A 19,765-nucleotide genomic window follows, 5' to 3' on the forward strand; every position below is an offset into this window, starting at 1 on the left:
TGCAATGAAAGGCTCTTTCCTTGCAAATTTTGCAAGGAAAGAGCCTTTCATTGCACGCGCTTACAGGGAGTGCGGGCAGCAGGGGGAGCAAGGGACCTTTGCTATCGCCTGAGCAGCCGGCGAGGCGTCAGGCGGCGCTCTGATCAGGGCGTTTATGGTACGAGTCGACGTACTCCTGCCCCGAAAGCTTCAGGATCGCGTACATGATCTCGTCGGTCACCGACCGCCGGATCGCCGGCGAGGAGTCCTGTCCCTCGTACCGCGAGAAATCCAAAGGCGCGCCGTAGGTGACCGTGATCTTCGCCCGCCGCGGGATCCGCTTCCCCGCGGGCTGGAGGTTCTCGGTGCCGGAAAGCGCGACTGGGACGACCTTCGCGCCGGTCGCCAGTGCCAGGGCCGCGACACCGGTGTGGCCGCGGTGCAGCCGCCCGTCCAGCGAGCGGGTGCCTTCGGGATAGATCGCGAACGCGCCGCCCGCGTCGAGCACCTTCCGCGCCGCCTCCAGCGCGGCGAGACCGGCCTGCGCGTTGCCGCGTTCGACCGGGACGTAGCCGAGGCCGCCCAGGAAACCGGCCATCATCTTGCCCTTGAGCCCGCGGCCGGTGAAGTACTCCGCCTTGCCGAGGAATTTGACCGGCCGCATCGCCGTGAAAGTGATCACTCCGGTGTCCAGTGCCGCCCGGTGGTTGGGCGCGAGCAGCACCGGGCCGGTGGCCGGGATGTTCTCCACGCCGCGGATCTCGGGGCGGTACAGCGCCCTGACCAGCGGACCCAGCACGAATCGGACGAGCAGCGGTAGCAAGGTTCCTCCATCGACAGAGTGTCGGACTCCAGCATGGCACGATCACTACTCATGAGTTGGTTCGAGCGGCGCACGTGGCAGAACCCCGGCTGGACGCTCGACGACATCGTCGCTGCGAAGGGTGACCGGACGGTTTCGGTCGTGCTACCGGCACTCGACGAAGAGGACACCGTCGCCGAGGTCGTCGGCACGGTCCGCCCGTTGCTGGGCACGGTCGTCGACGAGCTGGTCGTGATGGACTCCGGGTCCACCGACGCGACCGCCGAGCTCGCCGAGCGGGCCGGCGCGCGGGTGGTGCACCGCGAGGACGTCCTTCCCGAGCTGCCGCCGGTGCCGGGCAAGGGCGAGGTGCTGTGGCGGTCGCTGGCCGCGACGACCGGTGACGTCGTCGTGTTCCTCGACTCCGACCTCGTCGATCCGGATCCGGCGTTCGTGCCGACCCTGCTCGGGCCCCTGCTCTGCGAAGAAGGCGTCCACCTGGTCAAGGGCTTCTACCGGCGGCCGCTGCGGCTGGAAAGCAGCGGCGGCGGCCGGGTCACCGAGCTGCTGGCGCGACCGGTCCTCTCGGCGCTGCGTCCGTCGCTCTCCGGGCTCATCCAGCCTCTGGGCGGCGAGTACGCCGCGACGCGCGAGTTCCTCGAGTCAGTGCCCTTCGCGGCCGGGTACGGCGTCGAGATCGGGCTCATCCTCGACGCCGAAGCGCGCTACGGCCTCGAAGGGCTCGCGCAGGTCAACCTCGGTGTACGCAAGCATCGCAACCGCTCGCTGCTTCAGCTGGGCGTGATGGCTCGCCAGATCCTCGGGACGGCGCTCGCGCGCTGCGGCATCAAGTCCGACGACCCGGCCCAGCTCACCCAGTTCGCGCAGGTAGGGGACGAATGGCTGCCCGAGGTGGCCGAGGTGTCGGTCAGTGACCGGCCGCCGATGCGTGAAGTCCGCGGCTTAACCGAGTCGTAGGACCTCGTCGAAGCCCGCCACCTGCGACTCGCGATGGGTCACCAGGACGACGGTGCCACGAGCCGCCGCGAGAACGTCGGCCAGGACGGCGTCGCCGTGCTCCGGGTCCAGCCCCTCGACGGGTTCGTCCAGCACCAGGATCGGAGGTGCCGAGAGCACTGCTCTCGCAAGGATGAGCCGCTGGCGCTGCCCGCCTGACAACGCGTCGCCGTCGGACCCGACTTCGCGATCCAGAGGCAGGTCGAAACCTGCCGTTTCGCACGCCGAGAGCAGCTCGGCGTCCGCAGCGCCGGGCTTCGCGAGCAGCAGATTCTCCCGGACCGTCGTGTGGAAGACGTGCGCGTCCGCGAGCGCGCCGGAAACCACCGACGGCAACAGCGCCGGGTCGTACTCGTCGAGCGCGCGCCCATTGAGCGAAGCCCGGCCGGACGTCGGCGCCACGGAACCGAGCAGGACGTTCAGCAACGTCGTCTTCCCGGCCCCGCTCGGCCCGAGGATCCCGACGCGCTTGCCCGGCGGCAGGTCGAGGTCGACGCCCTCTAGCGCCGGAGCCCGGCCTTCGAAGTGAACGCCGACCCGTTCCAGTCGCAGATGCCCCGGCTCGGGCACCGCGTTTCCCCGCGTGGGCGACGGCTCGGTCAGCAGCGCCCGCACCCGCTCCGCCGACGCCCGGACCTCGACCCAGCGCTGCGCGGCCGCGGTCAGCGGGAGGACCAGTTCGAACACGGCCAGCGCCCCCAGCGCCAGTGCCGCCGTCACCGGCGGCGAAACTCCGGCGACCAAAGCGATCGTGACGCAGGTCAGCAGCTGGACGAGCATCCCGGCCGCGGTCAGCAGGCTGGTCCGGTTCGCCGTCGCCCGCTCCCGGACGGCGAGCGCGTCGACGGCGACGTGCGCGGCGTCCACAGTGGACTCGTGGACGCCGTACGCGATCAGCTCCCGGCGTCCGGTGATCAGCTCGACCGACCGTTCGGCGAGGTCGGCCCGTGCCGGGGCGCTCTGTTCCGCCGCCGCGCGGGTGATCCGCACGCACAGCCATGGCAGCCCGATCCCCGCGACGGCGAGCCCGAGTGCTGACACGAGCCCTGCCAGGGGACTGGCGACGAGTGCGAACACGGTCGACACCGCGCCCACGAAAGCGGCGACACCGGCGGGCAGCAGGCAGCGCAGGATCGCGTCCTGCACGGCGTCCACATCGGACACCAGGCGCGTGACGAGGTCGCCGCCGGAGTGCCGGGAAACCCGGTGCGGCAGCAACGACGTGTACACGCGGGTCCGCAGGGCGCCGAGATACCGCAGGACGACCTCGTGCCCGGCGAGCCGTTCCGCGTACCGCAGCCCGCCACGCAGCAACGCCAGCGTCCGGACGGCGACGATCGCCACCGTGAGCGAAGCCAGCGGCGGCTGCTCGGCCGCCTTGAGCAGCAGCCACGCGGCGGTGGCCATCAGCGCGAGCCCGGCCAGTTCCGCCCCGGCCGCGATCAGCCCGGCCCGGACCAGCCGGACGACGTCCTTTGTGGACACACCCCAGACGTTCACACCAGTTCCCCTTCTCTCACGGCGCCATCCCGGACTTCGAGGACGCGGGTGGCCAATCCGGCCATCGCGGGCCGGTGGGCCACGAGCACCGCGGTCCGGCCGGTGAGCAGTTCGCGGGTCGCGCCGAGGACGGCCGCTTCGGTCCCGGCGTCGAGCCGGGCGGTCGGTTCGTCCAGCAGCGCCAGACCGGCCTCCGTGCGGGCCAGCGCCCTGGCGAGGCCGAGCCGTTGCCGCTGCCCGGCGGACAGCGGGGCGCCCAGTTCCCCGATCCGCGTCCGGTAGCCGCCGGGCAGCCCGCGCACGACCTCGTCGAACGCCGCCGCGCGGGCCGCCGCCTGGACGTCCGGCACCCCGCCCATCGCGATGTTCTCCTCGACGGTCCCGGTGAACAACGTCGGCCGTTGCGGCACCCACGCCGCTCCGGCCCGCCATCGGCTCGGATCCAGTTCGCGCAGGTCGACGCCGTCGATGAGGACTCGGCCGGACGTCGGTGTGACGAAACCCAGCAGGACCGCCAGCAACGTGCTCTTCCCGGCGCCGCTGGGGCCGACGAGCGCGACATGCTCGCCGGCCTCGATCATCATGTCCACTTCGGACAGGACGGTCTCGTCGCCGTAAGCGACGGTCACCTTCTCCAGCACGATCCTCGGCGCACCCTGACCGGCCACCCGCGAACCGCGCACGGCGTCCTCGGAGTGGACGTTCAGCGCTTCCCGGAGGGTGGCGAGGCCTTCCGCGCTGGCGTGGAACTTCGCCCCGGCCGCCCGCAACGGGAGGTAGGCTTCGGGCGCCAGCAGCAGCACCAGCACCGCGGTGTGCACGACCATTCCGCCTTCCATCAGGCGGAAACCGATCGGCACCGCGACCAGCGCCACCGAAAGCGTCGCCACCAGTTCCAGCACCAGCGCGGACAGGAACGCGACCCGCAGCGTGCGCATCGTCGCGTCCGTATGCGCGTCCGCCATCGCCCGCACCGTCTTCGCCTGGGCTGCGGCGCGGCCGAACACCTTGAGCGTGCCCAGCCCGCGCACGACGTCGAGGAAATGCCCGCCCAGCTGGGAAAGCAGCCGCCACTGCTTCGCCGTCTTCGCTTTGGTGTGCTGCCCGACCAGGATGGCGAACACCGGGATCAACGGCAGCGTCGCGGTGATGATCAGCGCCGACGACAGATCGGCGGCGAACAGCCGGACGACCACCGCGACCGGGACGATCGCGGACAACACCACCGTCGGCAGGTAGCCGGTCAGGTAGGCGTCGCCCGCGTCGATCCCCTTGGTCACCAAGGTCGCGACCTCGCCAGGATTTTCCGCTTCCGCACCGAGGAGCCGCTTGCGAAGCTTGGCTTTCACTGTCGCCGCGAACCGGCCACCGAGGGAACCCTGGACGCCGGTGAGCACTACGCGGACCGCGATGGCGGCCGCGAGGGTCCAGGTCACGCCGCCGCCGGTGAGCAGCGTCGCGAGACCGTCCGCCTGGACGAGGATCGCCACGGCGGTCAGTGTTCCGAGGACGCCCAGCACACCGAAGTGGCGCCGCAGTCCGGGAAGGGGAGGCATCACGAGCTCCTAGAAGTGCAGCAGCGAACGCTGGTCGACCCGGCCGTCGTGCCTGCGCCAGGTCACCCACTGCACGGCGGCGATCGCCACGAGCGCGGGCGGCAGGACGAAGGTGAGCAGGCCGAGCATCTCGGTGCTGGTGGCGGCTTCCGGCAGGCTCAACGAGAACCCATCGTCCACAGAGGACGTCAGCGCGTCCGGCAGGCGCAGGGTCCCGACGGCCAGCACCGGCGACGCGGACAGGAGCATCGTGGCGATCAGCGCCGCCTTGTGCCGCCCGGCGCGCAACGCCGCCGACGCCGCACCCAACGCGCCGAACGCCAGCACGATCGACGGCACCACGGACCACGACGCGGAGGTCTCGAAGGCGCCCCAGGCGACCGCCACGACAAGGAACGCGAACGCGGGAGCGAGGAGTGCTTTGGCGATCCGGTTCGCGCGGGCGGTGAATTCGGCGGGTGCTCGAACGGCGAGGAAAGCTGCTCCCTGCAAGGCGAACAGCGCGACGAACCCGGCGCCCCAGAGCAGCGCGTACGGACTGAACACCGCGAGGACGTCACCGGCGGGTTTCCCGGAAGCGTCGAGCGGGAGGCCGAGGACGAGGTTGCCGAGGAACACGCCCCACGACACCGCCGTCACCCACGCGCCGACGGTGATCCCCACTGTCCAGGCGCCGCGCCCGGCGTCCGGCCGCCTGCTGCGCAACTGCACCGCCGCGGTGAACGTGACCAGCCCGAGCAGCAGGGCGACGACCGGAAGGTACGCCCCGGAGAACACTTTTCCTTCCAGATGCGGGAAAGCGCCGAACAGGACGCCGACCGCGGCCACCAGCCAGACCTCGTTGGCCAGGAAGAACGGGCCGAAGGCGCCGAGCACACGCCGTCGTCCGGCCTCGTCACGGCTGAGCCTGCCGAGCAGCATCCCGACGCCGTAGTCGTAGCCGGCCAGCGCGAAATAGCCGGAGATCAGGAAACCGAGCACACACCACCAGAGGATCACCATGGGTCAGACTCCGCTCAGGACGGGAAGTTCGGCGCGAGGCGTGGTCGCCTCTTCTTCGGGTTCCGGGCCGCGTCTGGCGACCCGCGACATCAGCACCCAGTCGGCGATCGCGAGTACCAGGAACAGCAGGGTGAAAGCGATGAAGGAGAACAGGATCTGCCCAGCCGGGATCGACGCGACGGCGTCGGCCGTGGTCAGGTGGCCGCGGATCAGCCACGGCTGGCGGCCGATCTCCCGTACCAGCCAGCCGGAGATCGCGGCGAAGAACGGCAGCGGGATCGCCAGCACCATCACGTACAGCAGCGGCCGCACCTTGGTGATCCAGTTCCGGAACAGCAGCAGCGTGCCGAGGCTCGAGGCGAGGAAGGCGATGAAGCCGATCTGGATCATGAGCCCCAGCGGGGCGTCGACCAGCGGTTCCGCCGTTTCGAGCTTGCCGGGGTGGTACTCCCCGAGCGGGCCGAACTGCGCGAAGCCGAAGCCGATCACCATCGTGCTGCCCACCAGCGAGGTGAGCACGCCGACCCGCATCGAGCGCCGGAAGAACTCGATCTCCTTGGTGCGCTTGATGAAGTGATACGCGCTGACGCCGACCACGAAGAAGCCGCCGGTCATGAGCGCCGCGCTCAGCACATGCGGCAGCGACATCGCCAGCGCCGGGTTGGTGAACAGCGCGCCGAAGTCGTCGAGCTTCAGCACGCCGTTCTCGACATGGGTGCCGACGGGGTTCTGCAGGAACGAGTTGGCCACCATGATGAACAGTGCCGAGGCGTACGCGGTCAGTGTCACCAGCCAGATCAGCGCCAGGTGGACCCACTTGTTGAGCCTGCCGAACCCGAAGATCCACAAGCCGAGGAAGGTCGATTCGGCGAAGAACGCCACGAGTGTCTCGATGGCCAGCGGGGCGCCGAAGACGTCGCCCGCGACGGCGGACAGGCCTGTCCAGGTCAGTCCGAACTGGAATTCCATCACGATTCCGGTGACGATCCCCAGCGCGTAATTGATCACGTACAGCTTGCCCCAGAAGCGCGTCATCCGCGTGAGTTCCGGCTTGCCGCCGAACGCGGAGCGTGTCTGCATCACCGCGACGAGTGTCACGAGCCCCAGTGTGAGCAGCACGAACAGGAAGTGGAACGAGGTCGTCGTCGCGAACTGGAGTCTCGCGATCGGGAGTGCGTCCATGCCGATGCACTGTATACGTAGCCTGGCTACATGTAGGCACAAAATCTATGAAATCGGGGCGATCTCGGGGTAATTCCCTGAGGTGACCAGTGGAAAGACCTGACTACCCTGTTGATCGGCGATGTGTAGACTGTCTATCTATGAAGGCCGACAGCCTGCGCGGGCACCTCGACGCGTTGCTCCTCGCCGTCCTCGACGGCCGGAAGCTCCACGGGTACGCCATCATCGAGGCGCTCCAGCTCCGCAGTGACGGTGCGCTCGACCTGCCGACGGGCACCGTCTACCCGGCGCTTCGCCGGTTGGAGCGCGCAGGGTTCCTCGCCAGCGAATGGGACGTCGTGTCCGGCCGCAAACGTCGTACGTACAAGCTCACCCGCTCCGGGCAGAAGGCGCTGGCGGCGGAACGAGCGGAGTGGCAGGAGTTCACCACCGTGATCGGCGGTGTCCTCGGGGGGAGCACGGCATGAGCGCGATCGAGGCCTACATCGGCGACTTGGACAGACGGTTGAGCGGGTCGGCGGGGGCCAAGGCCGATCTGCTCACCGAAGCCAGGGACGGTTTGACCGACGCGGCCGAGGCGTATCGCGAGGGTGGTACCGGCGAGAAGGAAGCCGAACGTCGTGCCGTCGCCGACTTCGGCCCCGCCGCCGTGATCGCCCGCGAGTACCAGGCGGAACTGGCGTTGCGCGCCGACATCGGCACCCTGTGGAAGGTCATCGTCGGGGTCCCGCTGATCCAGGTGGGCTGGGAGCTGGCGCGGATCTGGACCCACGGCGACTGGAGTCGGTCGGGGAAGCCGATCCCGGGCTGGTACGTGTCCGTCATCGAACTCTTCGGTGTCCTGGTCGTCGTTTCGCCCGTGATCGGCGCGGTCGCGCTCTTCGGCACCCGACGGCTGGGGCGCAGGCTCGACAGCGTGCGCCTGGGGAAGGTGACGCGGTGGACGGTGGGCGCCGCGGCGATCGCGAACCTGCTGGCGCTGCTGCTGCTCACGGTGGGCACGTCGGTCCTCGATCCGGCCAGGCTGAACGTGAGCCTGCCGTGCAACGTACTGGCGGTCGGCTGGGCGGCGTTCAGTATCTGGCTGCTCGCGCCGGCTTTCCGGTCGCGGACCCTGATCGCCGCATGAACGCCATCGAGGCCTACATCGGCGACCTGGACAGGCGGCTGAGCGGGTCTGCGGGGGCGAAGGCCGATCTGCTCACCGAGGCGAAGGACGGTTTGACCGACGCGGCCGAGGCTTATCGCGCAGGTGGCTTCGACGAGGCGGAAGCCGAGTCCCGTGCCGTCGCCGATTTCGGCCCGGCCGACCTCATCGCCCGTGACTACCAGGCGGAACTGGGGCTGCGGCGCGACATCCGCGTCTTGTGGGAGCTGATCGTCGGGGTGCCGCTGCTGATCCTCGGCTGGGATCTCGCGCGGGTGTTCAGCTCCGGCGACTGGTCGCGGCTCGGGCAGCCCCCTTCTTGGTACTTCCGCGCGATCGGCACGGCCGACACCCTCGCCGCGCTGTCCCCGATGATCGCGATCGCCGGGCTGATCGCGGCACGGCTGCTTTCGCGGCGGCCGGGCGGTCCGTCCACCGCTCGCGTGGTCTCGTGGTCCTTGGCCGGGGCAGTGGGGCTGAACCTGCTCGCGGTCGCGACCTACGGCGGCGCGACCGGGCTGCTGGAGCCCGCCCGCCTGATCGTCAGCGTGCCGTGCGCGCTCCTGTCCGCGACGTGGATCCTGTTCAGCATGCGGCTCACGGTCGCCGCACGGAGTCGGAGAGCGACGGCATGACGGTGATCGAGGCCTATCTCGGCGAGCTGCGCACGCGGCTGGACGGCCCCGTGACGGCGAAGCGGGATCTGCTGCGCGAAGCGCGGGACGGGCTCAACGACGCCGCCGACGCCTACCGCGAGGGCGGCTGGAGCGAGCACGACGCGCAGCGCCGCGCCGTCGAAGACTTCGGGCCGGTGCACCTGATCGCCCGGGACTATCAGGCCGAATTGGGGATGCACAGCGGGACGCGCACGCTCTGGAAGCTCATCCTCGGCGTGCCGATGATGCAGATCGCCTGGGAGCTCGCCCGCAAGTGGACCTTCGGCGATTGGTCGCAGCTCGCGCCGACCCCGGGCTGGTACCGGTACATCGCCCAGTTCACCCACGGTTCGGTGTTCATCGTGCCGGTGCTGGGGGTGCTGGCGCTGGTCTGCATGCGCTGGCTCTCCCGCCGGATGGACGGCGTCAAGCTGGTCAAGAGCATCAGCGTGCTGATCGGCGAGGCCGTCGGGCTGAATCTGCTTTCGGTGGCGCTGCTGGTGATCGCCACCGGCCTGATCGACGCGTCGAGACTGTTCCTGTCGGTCCCCTGCGGCATCCTGATGGTGCTTTGGGTGGTGCTCAGCGTGCGACTCGCGTTGCTGGCGCGACGATCGTGGCGTTCGTGTGCCACGATCGTGGCGTGACGACCGCCCTGATCTATCTCGTAGTCATGCTGCTGGTGGCCGCGGTGGTGTTTCTGCTGGCCGCCGTGGTGTTCGGCAGGGGTGAGGAGCTCGCCCCGCTGCCGCCCGGCAGTTCGCCGACCAGGCTGCCCGCCGAAGACATCACCGCCGAGGACGTCCACGCCGTCCGCTATCAAATGGTGCTGCGCGGCTACAAGATGTCCGAAGTGGACTGGGTGATGCGGCGGCTCGGCGTCGAGATCGAGGAACTGCGCGCCAAGGTGGCCGAGCTGGAGGCCGACCGCGAGGGCGCCAGGTGACCGATGTCGTCGTCTCCGTCGACGTCGCGGTACCGGCCGGGACGGCTTGGCTCGCCCTGACCGACTGGGAACGTCAGGGCGAGTGGATGCTCGGCACCGAGGTCAAGGTCGTGGAGGGCAACGGGCGCAGCGTGGGCTCGAAGCTGTCGGCCTTCACCGGCGTCGCCGGGATCGGGTTCACCGACACCATGGAGATCACCACCTGGGAGCCACCGCTGCGGTGCGTCGTGACGCATCTCGGCAAGATCGTGCAGGGCACCGGGGTGTTCCAGGTGATCGAGAAGGGGCCGCACGCGTCGACGTTCGTCTGGGCGGAGCATCTGCGGCCACCGTTCGGCGTCGTCGGACGGCTCGGCTGGCCGGTCGCGAAACCGGGGTTCGAACTGGGACTGCGGCTGAGCCTGCAGAAATTCGTGAAGTACGCGGAGGGGTACCGGGTTGGCTGAGGCGGGTCTGCTGGGGGCGGACGGGATCAAGCGGTGTTCGTGGGGCAACTCGGCCCCGGACTACGCCGAGTACCACGACACCGAATGGGGCGTCCCGCTCCACGGCGACGAAGAGCTGTACGAGCGCCTGTGCCTGGAGTCGTTCCAGTCCGGGCTTTCGTGGATCACGATCCTGCGTAAGCGGGAGTCGTTCCGGAAGGCGTTCGCCGGCTTCCTGCCGGAGAAGGTCGCCGTCTTCACCGACGACGACGTTTCCCGTCTCATGGAAGACGCGTCTATCGTGCGGAACCGGGCGAAGATCCTGGCGGCGATCAACAACGCGCGGGCGATCGCGGAACTCGACGGTTCGCTGGACGAGCTGCTGTGGTCGTTCGCGCCGGCTCGGCAGAAGCGGCCGCGGCGGATGGCGGACGTCCCGGCGATCACGGACGAGTCGAAGGCGATGGCGAAGGAACTCAAGAAGCGCGGATTCGTGTTCCTGGGGCCGACGACGTGTTACGCGCTGATGCAGGCGACGGGGATGGTCGACGACCACGTGAAGGACTGCTTCCGGGCCGCTTAGTGCGCTCCGAGGTCTCGCGCCAGTCGTTCCAGGGATCGATAGCTGCCGTCGAGCTCGATCACCCCACCGTTGTCCAAGGTGATCATGCACTTCGCGACGTAGGCGACGGGAATGAAGTTCAGCCAGTGCTCGACGCTCTTGTAGCGCACTTCGCGGACTCGGGCCCACGGGACGGCGTACCGGACTTCGCGGCCGTGCGCCTCGGCGAAACCGCCGGTGAAGAGGTAGACGCCGCCGTCGAGGCGCCTTCGTGTGGAGACACACCAGGTCAGGAACAGCGGCGGCCAGAGGAACAGCAGGATGCCCAGGGTCGTCGTCGGGTCGCTTTCCCGGATCCCCAGGACCAGCGCGCCCACGAGCGGGGCGAAGGCGACGAAGGTACCGATGACGCCTGGGCGGCGTCGGTAGCGGCGGACGAACTCGCCGAGGTCGTGCTCCGCGGCTTGCGTCCTGAGGTGGGGCGGGATCACCGCGGGACGCTAACCGCGGCGGTCGGGTACCGGTCCCGAGAGCGCTATGAAAGACGCTTTCATTGCAAAATTTGCTATGAAAGCGTCCTTCATCTCACGCTGCGGGGAAGGGCTACTTGCCCTGGAAGGTCGGCTTGCGCTTGCCCACGAACGCCTCCACCGCTTCGGTGTGGTCGGCGGTCGCGCCCAGCGCGGACTGCGCGGCGTCCTCGGCGTCCAGTGCCTCTTCGAGCGTGGACTCGGCGGCGACGGACAGGACGTTCTTGATCTTCGCGTACGCCACCGTCGGACCGGCCGCGAGCTTCGCGGCGACCTTCTGCGCGCGGGCGGCCAGTTCCTCGTCCGGGACGACCTCGCCGACCAGGCCCAGCGTCAGCGCCTCGGCGGAGTCGACCGTGCGCGCCAGCAGCATCAGTTCGGCCGCGCGGCCGAGACCGATCAGCCGCTGCAGCGTCCACGACGCGCCCGAGTCCGGGCCGAGGCCGACGTTCGCGAACGCCATCAGGAAGTTCGCCGACGTCGCCGCGATCCGGAGGTCGCTCGCGTAGGCGAAGGCGGCGCCCGCGCCGGCCGCCGGACCGTTCACCGCGGCGATGACCGGCTTCGGCATCCCGACGATGGCCTTGACGATCGGGTTGTAGTGCTCCTTGACCGTGTGTAGCGGAGCCGGGTCACCCGCTTGAAGCAGTCCGACGTGCTCCTTCAGATCCTGCCCGGCGCAGAACGCCTTGCCCGAACCGGTCAGGACGACCGCGCGGACACTGTCGTCGGCCGCGGCCTCGGTCAGGCCCGCCAGCAGCAGTTCCTTGAGTTCGACGGTCAGCGAGTTGTACGCCTGCGGCCGGTTCAGCGTGAAGGTGCGCACGCCATCGGCGTCGGCGGTCAGCAGAACGTCGGATGTGGTCACGGGATCTCCTAGTCGGCGAAACTGCGGTCAAGACTGAGTCTTTCAGCCTCGCGAGCCGCATACCAGCACCGATACGGCGGCAAAAGATCGGTCCGCGTTCGCGCTCGGCCGCTGATGAGGGACAATGGACAGTAGACCCGGCTGGCTTTGACGAGCGCGACCCGGGCGCGCCGGTTGAGACGGAGGGAGCACGCTATGGCGGCCATGAAGCCCCGGACCGGAGATGGTCCCCTCGAAGTGACTAAGGAGGGGCGGGGCCTCGTGATGCGCGTACCACTGGAAGGTGGTGGGCGTCTCGTCGTCGAACTCTCCGCGGAAGAAGCGAAGGATCTCGGCGCGGCCTTGCAGGAGGTCACCGGCTGAGCCGGACCGCACCAACGTTCAACCACCCGCACCCCGGTCTCCCTTCGGAGGCCGGGGTCGCGGTTCATCTGTGCCCGGAGGTCGCTCACTGTGCGTAACCCGCTACCCCCCGTTCCGGGGAAGCTGCTCGAACTCGAGGTCTCGGACGACCTGCGGCGCGGTACGCCGCTGGCCACGCTGATCGCGGCGCCGTCCGAAGAGGACGGTGACGCCGGACTCGCGGAGATCGGCGGCGTGCGGCCCTCCGGCAAGGCCGGTGACGTGCAGACCGTGCCGACCGGCGCTACCCGCTGGCTGGCAGGCGTCGGAGACGGCGAACCGCGGCAGTACCGCAAGGCCGGTGCCGCGCTGGTCCGCGTCGTTTCGGCGGCGCTGGAAGAAGACGTCAAAGCGGGCCGGAAGGCGTTCCGCGGCTTCGCCGTCGAGCTGCCCGAGGACGCGGGCGCCGAACACCTCGAAGAACTCGCGTTCGGACTGCTGCTCGGCGGCTACCGGTTCACGGTGACGGCCGAGGAGCCGAAGCCGAGCCTGCGGACCGTGCGGTTGCTCACACGTCACGAACGCGCCGTGCCCGCGTACGACAAGGCGCTGGAGTGGGTCCGCGAGCTCGCCGCGGCCGCCTCTTTCGCACGCGACCTGGCGAACACGCCGTCGAACGTCAAGACCCCCGCCTGGCTCGCCGACACGGCCGCGCGCGCGTCCGGCGGCATCCCGAACCTGAACGTGACGGTCCGGGACGAGAAGTGGCTGGCCGAGCAGGGCTTCGGCGGCGTCCTCGCCGTCGGTGGCGGCTCGGCCGCGCCGCCGCGGCTGATCGAGCTGGAGTACCGGCCGCGCGGGGCGGCGACGCATCTGCTGCTGGTCGGCAAGGGCATCACCTTCGACACCGGCGGGCTTTCGATCAAACCCGCCGACGGCATGCACCTCATGCGCACCGACATGGCCGGCGGCGCGGCGATCATCGCCGCCGTCCGCGCGATCGCCGCGCTGCGCCTGCCGGTCAAGGTGACCGGGCTGGTGCCCGCCGCCGAGAACCACGTGTCCGGTTCGTCGTACCGGCCCGGCGACATCGTCCGGCACTACGGCGGCAAGACGACCGAGGTGGGCAACACCGACGCCGAAGGCCGCATGGTCCTGGCCGACGCGCTCGCCTACGGCATCAAGAAGCACAAGCCGGACGCCGTGATCGACGCGGCGACGCTGACCGGCGCCATGAAGGTGTCGCTCGGCGTCCGGACCGGCGGCGTGTTCGCCACCGACGACGTGCTCGCGGAGCGGGTCACGAAGGCGGGCGAGCGGGTCGGCGAGGCGTGGTGGCGGATGCCGCTGCTGGAGGACCTGGCCGAGACCGTGCAGGGTTCGCTCGGCGACATCCGGCAGGCGCCGGGCGGTCCCGGCGGGATCGTCGCGGCACTGTTCCTGCGGGAGTTCGTCGGCGACGTGCCGTGGGCGCATCTCGACATCGCAGGCCCGGCACGAGCCGACAAGACTTACGCCGACGTCGTGCCTGGAGCCACCGGTTTCGCCGCGCGGACGCTGGTCGAGCTGGTCGCTTCCTACATCTGACCTGCGGTTTACCTGCGCGGCGGTAGCAAGGGACCTTTGCTGTCGCCGCGCGGGCGCACCCTCGGCATGGGCTGGGTCGGCGCGTCGCCGGCATGCGCGGTGAGACGGCGGGCGATCCTGGTCGCGGGGCCGCTCAGATAGCGGAACACGAGCCACGCCGTCACGGAGCCGAGGACGAGCCCGGCGAGCACGTCGTGCGGGTAGTGCGCGCCGACGAAAACCCGGGAGAAGCCCATCAGCAGGGCGCCCGGGAGTACCCACGGCGCGAGCCGTCTCCAGGCGAGCGCGAGTCCGACGGCGGCCGCCGCGGCGACCGTGGAGTGGTTGCTCGGGAAGGACCAGTCGCCGACCGCCGGGCAGTCGACGAGGGTGACGAGGCCCCGGCACGGCCGGTCCTCGCGGATCACGCTCTTCGCCCCTTCGCTGATCACGTACGCGATCGCCGCGGCGGCAGGTACCAGCAGCGACACCGCGAGCCTGGTCGGCGAGGTGCGGGCCCGCCAGACGACCCAGACCATCAGGGCGGCGAAGATCAGCATGCCCGCGTCGGTGAACAGGACGCCTGAGGCCTGAAGCCAGCTGGGGCTCTCGCCCGCCATCTCCACGATGTCGTCGTACATTCACCCTAAGTTAGCGAAACCGACAGCCGCGCCGCCTTGCACCATCGTCAGGGATCGCCCTTGACGATCGTCACGTCCGCTGCGCGCGGACCCGCTCCCGGAACCGCATGACGGCGGGTGGCAGGACGACGTCCTTGCGCCACGCCAGCCCGATGGTCCGCCCCACCGGCGGCACCAGCGGGACTTCGGCGACGCCCGCCGGGCTGCCGGGTTCGAACCGGGGGAGCAGCGCCACCCCGAGCCCGGCCGCGACCAGCCCGCGGACCGTGTCGGACTCCTGGCCTTCGAAGGCGATCTTCGGCTGGAAGCCGGCCGCGGCGCACAGCTCGTCGGTGATGGTGCGGAGGCCGTAGCCGGTTTCGAGCAGGACGAATTCCTCGTCCTTGAGGTCTTCGATGGCGGCGCTCGGCCGGTCGGCGAGGCGGTGCGACGTCGGAACGGAGAGGAAGATCTCCTGCTCGGAGAGCACGGCCGTGTCGAGCAGCGGATCGTCGACGGGGGCGGGGGCGAGCAGCGCGAGGTCGAGCTCGCCGCTGGTCAGCCTGTCGACCATGTCCTGTCGTGAGCCCTGGACCAGCGTGAAGCGGACTCCCGGATGGTCCGCGCGGTAACCGCGGAGCAGGGTGGGGACCAGCGACCGGCCGAGCAGGTGCAGGAAGCCGAGGACGATGTGCCCGGATTCCGGGTCGACCTCTTCGCGGGCCTGGCGGACTCCGGCGTCGACGTCGGCGAGGGCGCGTTCGGCGGCGTCGGCCAGCAGCTCGGCGGCTCGGGTGAGCCGGATGCCGCGGCCGTCGGGGACCGTCAGCGGGGCGCCGAGGGCCTCGCCGAGCGCCGAGATCCGGCGGCTTACCGTGGGCTGCGGGACGCCGAGCAGTTCGGCCGCGCGTGTGACGTTCGTCGTGCGGCGCAGTGCGGTGAGCAGCGCGAGCTGGGGGGCTAGCTGGGCGGTCATCCTTTCATTCAGCACGGTATCGATTGTGGCAGATAATCGTATTAGACGTATCGTTTAGCCAGGCTTAGCTTCAGGATCGTGTCTGCCACCGGAACCACCCGCCGGGTGACGATCGCCGTCGCCGCGGCCGGGATCTCCTCGTTCGCCCTGCTCTACGCGCCGCAGCCGGTGCTGCCGCAGCTGGCCGGGCAGTACCACCTCGATCCCGGTGGCGCTTCGCTGGCGGTGAGCGTCGCGACCGGCGCGCTCGCGATCGCCGTGCTGCCGATCGCGGCGCTTTCGGAGGTCGTGGGACGGCGTCCGGTGATCGTCGCTTCGGTGGTCACGTCGGTCGTGTTCGGTTTCCTGCTGCCGCTGGCGCCCAGCTATCCGGCGCTGCTGGTGCTGCGGGCGCTGCAAGGGGTCGCCATCGCGGGGTTCCCCGGAGTGGCCGCGGCCTACCTCGCGGAACGGCTCGGCAAGGCCGGGCTCGCGGCGGCGGTGGGCGCGATGATCGCCGGGAACACCGTCGGCGGCATGATCGGGCGGCTCGCGGCCGGGTTCACCGCCGGTCCGTTCGGGTACCACGGCGCGCTGCTCGTGGTCGCGGTGATCGGCCTGGTGTGCGCGGTGGTCACGGTGCTGGCCCTGCCGCCGGGGGAGCAAGGGACCTTTGCTGTCACTTCCGCGGATCGGCCCAGGTCAGAGCGGCTTCGCGAGCAAGGACGGGCGGTGCTGGCGGGCCTCGGCGCCGCGGTCCGGAAGCCGGTCCTGCTGGTCCAGTACTCGGTCGCGCTGCTGGCGATGGGTTCGTTCGTCGCGCTGTACAACGCCGCCGGCTTCCGCCTGACCGGGGAGCCGCTGAACCTCTCGCCCGCGATCGCGTCGCTCGTCTTCCTCGCCTACGCGATGGGCTCGGTCTCGTCCGCGACCGCGGGCAAGCTCGTCGGCCGGTTCGGCCGTCGCGGGTCGCTCACCGGCGCCTTGCTGCTCACGATCGCCGGCGCCGCGCTTACACTCTCCGACTCGCTGCCCCTGGTCGTCGCCGGTTTCGTGGTGCTGACCGGCGGGTTCTTCGCCGCGCACGCCGTCGCGAACGGCTGGGCCGCCGCGGAGGCGCCCGAGAACGCCCGAGGCCAGGTGGGCGGCCTCTACACGCTTTCGTACTACCTCGGCAGCAGCATCGGTGGCGCCGTCGGCGCGACCGTCTACGGGCACTCCGGCTGGACCTGGCTGATCGTGCTCACCGCCGGCTGGCTGGCCCTCGCCGCGGTGGCCGTGGTCGCGGTGGTCCCCAAGTCCGTGAAGGCCTCCTTCCCTACCTTCAGGGTCAGGGGCTCGGCGAAGTTGCCTCTTCGCTGGTCAGGGAGGTTGTGAAAGCCACTTTCGCAACGTTGAAGGTTGCGAAAGTGGCTTTCGCAACACGGCGCACTGAGCCCACTGAACGCCCCCCCCGGCCGCCGGACCGCGCGATCCCGACACCTCCCTCGCCAGGTCGGTCCGGGTGGTCGTGAGTGGCGTTTCGGGTTAGAACCGGGCCGGTATTTACCTACCCACGCTTGAACTGGGCGAGAGTGGTGGTTCAGCGGCTGCCAGGGCGCGACAATGTAGGAATTGGGACGTTGAACGTCCCAATTCCTACATCGTGGGGTCGCCCTGGCGACCACGCCATCATCCAGCACCACGACGAAACAGGGCCCCACCGACGACAGACCCAGGACGTGCACTGCCTCGACTCCCTCACCAACCAGACCGAGCGTGGAGGATCCGGGACGTTCAACGTCCCAAATCCTCCACACTCGCCGGTCACACCAATGGGTAGCCAAATACGAGTCCGCCAGAACCCGAAACGCCACTCACGACCCGCTTACGCGACCCTTGCCGAACCCTGACCCTCAAAGTAGGGAAGGAGGCCTTCACAGAGCGCCTCTGAGGCCGGGCGATAGCAAAGGTCCCTTGCTACGCGATCGCGGCGACCAGCAGCCCGCCGCCCACCGGAAGCAGCGCCGGGACCAGCCGTTCGTCCTCCCGGAAGGCTCGCGCGACCTCGCGCAGCGCGAGCGTGTCCGGGTCGCGTCGTGAGGGATCGGTCACCCTGGTGCCCGAGACGTTGTGAAAAGCCAGTATTCCGCCGGGCCGCAGCAGCGCGACGGCCTTCTCGTAGCAACTCGGATACTCGATCGGAGCCGAATCGACGAACACCAGGTCGTAGCCGCCGGGGGTGAGCCGGGGGAGGACGTCGAGCGCACGGCCCATGATCAGCCGGGTCCGTCCCGGCGGGTACCCGGCCTCGCGGAACGCCGACCGCGCCGCCCGGTGGTACTCGGGCTCGATGTCGATCGAGGTGAGGATCCCGTCGTCGACCATGCCCCTGAGCAGGCACAACCCGCTCACCCCTGCCCCGGTCCCGACCTCGACCACGGCTTTCGCCCGCAGCGTCGTGGCGAGAAAACGCAGGGTCGCGCCCGCGCCCGCGCTCAGCGGACCGCATCCCAGATCGGCCGACCGCGCCCGCGCGGTGGCCAGTACCTCGTCGTCGGGGAGGTACCCGTCGACGAGGTCGGCGTCGGCGGCCTCGGCAGCCGAGCCCGCATGCGTCCCGGAATTCACACGCGGAGGTTAGCGCTGCCTATCGTCAAAAGAGCGAAGACTCCCTGGTACCGACTTCTCAGCCTCTTCTCAGTCCAGTCTCACTAGAAACATAAGCAGGCCGGACAGACTGGTCCTCGACAACGGGAACACCGTGCACATCGCCCGCGTTGGGTGGAGTAGTTGGGAGAAGACGCTGATGGAGGTGCCTACTTCCCCGATGCAGGACACGATGCAGGACCAGCACGCGGACCAGGTCACACCGGTGACGGTGGACGAGGCCGCATGGACGCCGCCCTCGTGGGACGAGGTCGTGCGTGAGCACGCCGACCGCGTGTACCGGCTGGCGTACCGCCTGACCGGTAACGCCCACGACGCCGAGGACCTGACGCAGGAGACCTTCATCCGGGTCTTTCGCTCCCTCGCGTCCTACAAGCCCGGCACGTTCGAGGGCTGGCTGCACCGCATCACCACGAACCTCTTCCTCGACATGGCCCGCCGCCGCTCGCGCGTGCGGATGGAAGGCCTCCCCGAGGACACCGATCGCATCGTCGGCGACGACCCGAGCCCCGAGCAGGTCTACTCGGATACGCACCTCGACCCGGACCTGCAGGCCGCGCTCGACGAGCTGCCGCCCGAGTTCCGCGCCGCCGTCGTGCTGTGCGACGTCGAAGGCCTCTCGTACGAGGAGATCGGTGCCACTCTCGGTGTCAAACTCGGCACCGTGCGCAGCCGGATCCACCGTGGCCGCCAGGCGCTTCGCGCTTCTTTGGAGCGTCGTCGCGCCGAGGCGCGTGAATCTGCGAAGGTGGGGGTATGACCGCACCGCGAGGCTGGGGACTCCCCGAGTCGCATCTGCTTCCGGACGCCATCGTCGCCTTCGTGGACGGAGAGCTGACTCTCGGCGCCCAGGATCGCGCCTCGGCGCACATCGCCCGCTGCCAGTCCTGCGCGGGCGAGGTCGCCGCGCAGCGCCAGGCCGTCGCGGCCGTGAAGCAGGCGGGAGCCCCGTCGATGTCGGCGGGATTCCTGGCCAGCCTGTGCTCCATCCCGCAGAACACCGAACTCCCCGGCACACCGGACAACCTGGCGATGACAGCGGACGGCCAGCTCGTGGCCATCCAGCGGCCGGACAGGGTCGCCGGCCTCCGCGACACCGGCGTACTGACCGGCAACGGGGTTCTGGGAGGCACAGCGCCGTTGGGATCATCGACGCCGCTGGGCCAGTCGCCGAACGTCCTTGGCGGCGGGCGGTTCGGTCTCGCCCGGCGGAAGTACGCGCAGGGCGCCGGAGTCGTCGTTTCGGGTCTGGTGCTGAGCGCCTTGGCCCTGGTCGCGACCTCGGGTGACGGCAGCGAAGAGCAGCCGAACACGGGTTTAGTGCCGCCGCAGGGCGTCAACGCCGGTCTGCTGCCCGCGCAACTGGGCGGCGCCAAGCCGGAATCGCCGCGCGGCCCCGCGCCGAGCACGACCACGAGCCCGAGCACGTCGAGCGTGCCCGTGCCCGTGTCGGCACGCTGA

The 19,765-nt window shown here is 69.8% G+C and carries 23 protein-coding genes; 13 read left to right on the forward strand and 10 right to left on the reverse strand.

The window, feature by feature from the left end; all coding sequences use genetic code 11:
* Nucleotides 1-127 precede the first annotated feature (127 nt).
* Nucleotides 128-802 carry a lysophospholipid acyltransferase family protein gene (locus tag ACFWMR_RS29160; RefSeq protein ID WP_378380697.1) on the reverse strand — a complete coding sequence of 225 codons (675 nt, stop codon included), beginning with the start codon at nt 800-802 and terminating at the stop codon, nt 128-130.
* A 51-nt stretch (nt 803-853) separates the two neighbouring features.
* Here ACFWMR_RS29160 and ACFWMR_RS29165 point away from each other — a divergent pair, with 51 nt between their 5' ends.
* Nucleotides 854-1,759 (forward strand): glucosyl-3-phosphoglycerate synthase, encoded by a 906-nt coding sequence (locus tag ACFWMR_RS29165; protein WP_378274429.1) that lies wholly within the window; start codon nt 854-856, stop codon nt 1,757-1,759.
* On the opposite strand, the gene cydC is transcribed toward ACFWMR_RS29165, so the two are convergent.
* The 4 genes from cydC to ACFWMR_RS29185 are packed head-to-tail and all read right to left on the reverse strand — an operon-like array spanning nt 1,745 to nt 7,038.
* A complete protein-coding gene (gene cydC / locus ACFWMR_RS29170; RefSeq protein ID WP_378380698.1) occupies nt 1,745-3,298 on the reverse strand; it encodes a thiol reductant ABC exporter subunit CydC in 1,554 nt (517 codons plus the stop codon). The genes ACFWMR_RS29165 and cydC overlap by 15 nt on opposite strands.
* Entirely contained in the window at nt 3,295-4,854 is a 1,560-nt protein-coding gene (gene cydD, locus ACFWMR_RS29175; RefSeq protein WP_378380699.1) for a thiol reductant ABC exporter subunit CydD, read from the reverse strand. The genes cydC and cydD overlap by 4 nt, the downstream gene beginning before the upstream one ends.
* A 9-nt stretch (nt 4,855-4,863) precedes the next feature.
* Entirely contained in the window at nt 4,864-5,856 is a 993-nt protein-coding gene (locus tag ACFWMR_RS29180; RefSeq protein ID WP_378380700.1) for a cytochrome d ubiquinol oxidase subunit II, read from the reverse strand.
* 3 nt (nt 5,857-5,859) lie between these two features.
* On the reverse strand, nt 5,860-7,038 hold the full coding sequence (locus tag ACFWMR_RS29185; RefSeq protein ID WP_378380701.1) for a cytochrome ubiquinol oxidase subunit I: 1,179 nt from the start codon (nt 7,036-7,038) through the stop codon (nt 5,860-5,862).
* A 140-nt stretch (nt 7,039-7,178) separates the two neighbouring features.
* On the opposite strand from ACFWMR_RS29185, the gene ACFWMR_RS29190 reads away from it, so the two are divergent.
* From ACFWMR_RS29190 to ACFWMR_RS29220, 7 genes are read left to right on the forward strand one after another with little or no spacing between them, the layout of a single operon-like run.
* The gene (locus ACFWMR_RS29190; RefSeq protein WP_005155407.1) at nt 7,179-7,505 is read left to right on the forward strand and encodes a helix-turn-helix transcriptional regulator; all 327 of its coding nucleotides are present in this window, start codon (nt 7,179-7,181) and stop codon (nt 7,503-7,505) included.
* Nucleotides 7,502-8,167: a permease prefix domain 1-containing protein gene (locus tag ACFWMR_RS29195; protein ID WP_378380703.1), complete on the forward strand. Its 666-nt coding sequence runs from the start codon at nt 7,502-7,504 to the stop codon at nt 8,165-8,167. The genes ACFWMR_RS29190 and ACFWMR_RS29195 overlap by 4 nt, the downstream gene beginning before the upstream one ends.
* Nucleotides 8,164-8,820, forward strand: coding sequence for a permease prefix domain 1-containing protein (locus ACFWMR_RS29200; RefSeq protein WP_378380704.1), 657 nt, complete (start codon nt 8,164-8,166; stop codon nt 8,818-8,820). The genes ACFWMR_RS29195 and ACFWMR_RS29200 overlap by 4 nt, the downstream gene beginning before the upstream one ends.
* On the forward strand, nt 8,817-9,488 hold the full coding sequence (locus ACFWMR_RS29205) for a permease prefix domain 1-containing protein (RefSeq protein ID WP_093933730.1): 672 nt from the start codon (nt 8,817-8,819) through the stop codon (nt 9,486-9,488). Before ACFWMR_RS29200 ends, ACFWMR_RS29205 begins: the two co-directional genes overlap by 4 nt.
* Nucleotides 9,485-9,787 (forward strand): DivIVA domain-containing protein, encoded by a 303-nt coding sequence (locus tag ACFWMR_RS29210; protein WP_093933731.1) that lies wholly within the window; start codon nt 9,485-9,487, stop codon nt 9,785-9,787. Before ACFWMR_RS29205 ends, ACFWMR_RS29210 begins: the two co-directional genes overlap by 4 nt.
* Complete coding sequence (locus ACFWMR_RS29215; RefSeq protein ID WP_378380705.1) at nt 9,784-10,233, forward strand: SRPBCC family protein; 450 nt, start codon at nt 9,784-9,786, stop codon at nt 10,231-10,233. The genes ACFWMR_RS29210 and ACFWMR_RS29215 overlap by 4 nt, the downstream gene beginning before the upstream one ends.
* Nucleotides 10,226-10,795: a DNA-3-methyladenine glycosylase I gene (locus tag ACFWMR_RS29220; RefSeq protein ID WP_378380706.1), complete on the forward strand. Its 570-nt coding sequence runs from the start codon at nt 10,226-10,228 to the stop codon at nt 10,793-10,795. The genes ACFWMR_RS29215 and ACFWMR_RS29220 overlap by 8 nt, the downstream gene beginning before the upstream one ends.
* Here ACFWMR_RS29220 and ACFWMR_RS29225 read toward each other — a convergent pair.
* Both ACFWMR_RS29225 and ACFWMR_RS29230 read right to left on the reverse strand, forming a co-directional pair.
* The gene (locus ACFWMR_RS29225) at nt 10,792-11,265 is read right to left on the reverse strand and encodes a hypothetical protein (protein WP_378380707.1); all 474 of its coding nucleotides are present in this window, start codon (nt 11,263-11,265) and stop codon (nt 10,792-10,794) included. The two genes, ACFWMR_RS29220 and ACFWMR_RS29225, sit on opposite strands and share 4 nt — an antisense overlap.
* A gap of 112 nt (nt 11,266-11,377) precedes the next feature.
* Nucleotides 11,378-12,172 (reverse strand): enoyl-CoA hydratase-related protein, encoded by a 795-nt coding sequence (locus ACFWMR_RS29230; protein ID WP_378380708.1) that lies wholly within the window; start codon nt 12,170-12,172, stop codon nt 11,378-11,380.
* A gap of 195 nt (nt 12,173-12,367) precedes the next feature.
* Here ACFWMR_RS29230 and ACFWMR_RS29235 point away from each other — a divergent pair, with 195 nt between their 5' ends.
* Together ACFWMR_RS29235 and ACFWMR_RS29240 are read left to right on the forward strand one after the other, a co-directional pair.
* Nucleotides 12,368-12,535 (forward strand): DUF3117 domain-containing protein, encoded by a 168-nt coding sequence (locus tag ACFWMR_RS29235; RefSeq protein WP_005155393.1) that lies wholly within the window; start codon nt 12,368-12,370, stop codon nt 12,533-12,535.
* 90 nt (nt 12,536-12,625) lie between these two features.
* Complete coding sequence (locus tag ACFWMR_RS29240; RefSeq protein ID WP_378380709.1) at nt 12,626-14,101, forward strand: leucyl aminopeptidase family protein; 1,476 nt, start codon at nt 12,626-12,628, stop codon at nt 14,099-14,101.
* Nucleotides 14,102-14,109: 8 nt separating this feature from the next.
* Here the strand turns inward: ACFWMR_RS29240 and ACFWMR_RS29245 are convergent, their stop codons facing one another.
* On the reverse strand, nt 14,110-14,721 hold the full coding sequence (locus ACFWMR_RS29245; protein WP_378380710.1) for a phosphatase PAP2 family protein: 612 nt from the start codon (nt 14,719-14,721) through the stop codon (nt 14,110-14,112).
* 70 nt (nt 14,722-14,791) lie between these two features.
* Nucleotides 14,792-15,676 (reverse strand): LysR family transcriptional regulator, encoded by an 885-nt coding sequence (locus ACFWMR_RS29250; RefSeq protein WP_378380720.1) that lies wholly within the window; start codon nt 15,674-15,676, stop codon nt 14,792-14,794.
* Between the two features lie 105 nt (nt 15,677-15,781).
* Here ACFWMR_RS29250 and ACFWMR_RS29255 point away from each other — a divergent pair, with 105 nt between their 5' ends.
* On the forward strand, nt 15,782-17,032 hold the full coding sequence (locus ACFWMR_RS29255) for an MFS transporter (RefSeq protein WP_378380721.1): 1,251 nt from the start codon (nt 15,782-15,784) through the stop codon (nt 17,030-17,032).
* Between the two features lie 582 nt (nt 17,033-17,614).
* Here the strand turns inward: ACFWMR_RS29255 and ACFWMR_RS29260 are convergent.
* Nucleotides 17,615-18,265, reverse strand: coding sequence for an O-methyltransferase (locus ACFWMR_RS29260; protein WP_093933740.1), 651 nt, complete (start codon nt 18,263-18,265; stop codon nt 17,615-17,617).
* A 178-nt stretch (nt 18,266-18,443) separates the two neighbouring features.
* On the opposite strand from ACFWMR_RS29260, the gene sigE reads away from it, so the two are divergent.
* Together sigE and ACFWMR_RS29270 are read left to right on the forward strand one after the other, a co-directional pair.
* Nucleotides 18,444-19,064, forward strand: coding sequence for an RNA polymerase sigma factor SigE (sigE, locus tag ACFWMR_RS29265; RefSeq protein WP_026467370.1), 621 nt, complete (start codon nt 18,444-18,446; stop codon nt 19,062-19,064).
* Complete coding sequence (locus ACFWMR_RS29270; RefSeq protein WP_378380711.1) at nt 19,061-19,765, forward strand: zf-HC2 domain-containing protein; 705 nt, start codon at nt 19,061-19,063, stop codon at nt 19,763-19,765. Before sigE ends, ACFWMR_RS29270 begins: the two co-directional genes overlap by 4 nt.

The sequence above is a fragment of the Amycolatopsis thailandensis genome (assembly GCF_042723255.1).
GTDB classification, from domain to species: Bacteria; Actinomycetota; Actinomycetes; order Mycobacteriales; family Pseudonocardiaceae; genus Amycolatopsis; species Amycolatopsis thailandensis.

Excerpts from the sequence above, each read along its gene's own strand:
- ACFWMR_RS29190 (WP_005155407.1), top strand. The coding sequence starts at position 7,179 with ATGAAGGCCGACAGCCTGCGCGGGCACCTCGACGCGTTGCTCCTCGCC.
- ACFWMR_RS29180 (WP_378380700.1), bottom strand. The coding sequence starts at position 5,856 with ATGGTGATCCTCTGGTGGTGTGTGCTCGGTTTCCTGATCTCCGGCTAT.
- ACFWMR_RS29235 (WP_005155393.1), top strand. The coding sequence starts at position 12,368 with ATGGCGGCCATGAAGCCCCGGACCGGAGATGGTCCCCTCGAAGTGACT.
- ACFWMR_RS29165 (WP_378274429.1), top strand. The coding sequence starts at position 854 with ATGAGTTGGTTCGAGCGGCGCACGTGGCAGAACCCCGGCTGGACGCTC.
- cydD (WP_378380699.1), bottom strand. The coding sequence starts at position 4,854 with ATGCCTCCCCTTCCCGGACTGCGGCGCCACTTCGGTGTGCTGGGCGTC.
- ACFWMR_RS29200 (WP_378380704.1), top strand. The coding sequence starts at position 8,164 with ATGAACGCCATCGAGGCCTACATCGGCGACCTGGACAGGCGGCTGAGC.
- ACFWMR_RS29270 (WP_378380711.1), top strand. The coding sequence starts at position 19,061 with ATGACCGCACCGCGAGGCTGGGGACTCCCCGAGTCGCATCTGCTTCCG.
- ACFWMR_RS29250 (WP_378380720.1), bottom strand. The coding sequence starts at position 15,676 with ATGACCGCCCAGCTAGCCCCCCAGCTCGCGCTGCTCACCGCACTGCGC.
- ACFWMR_RS29245 (WP_378380710.1), bottom strand. The coding sequence starts at position 14,721 with ATGTACGACGACATCGTGGAGATGGCGGGCGAGAGCCCCAGCTGGCTT.
- sigE (WP_026467370.1), top strand. The coding sequence starts at position 18,444 with ATGGAGGTGCCTACTTCCCCGATGCAGGACACGATGCAGGACCAGCAC.
- ACFWMR_RS29205 (WP_093933730.1), top strand. The coding sequence starts at position 8,817 with ATGACGGTGATCGAGGCCTATCTCGGCGAGCTGCGCACGCGGCTGGAC.
- ACFWMR_RS29185 (WP_378380701.1), bottom strand. The coding sequence starts at position 7,038 with ATGGACGCACTCCCGATCGCGAGACTCCAGTTCGCGACGACGACCTCG.
- ACFWMR_RS29195 (WP_378380703.1), top strand. The coding sequence starts at position 7,502 with ATGAGCGCGATCGAGGCCTACATCGGCGACTTGGACAGACGGTTGAGC.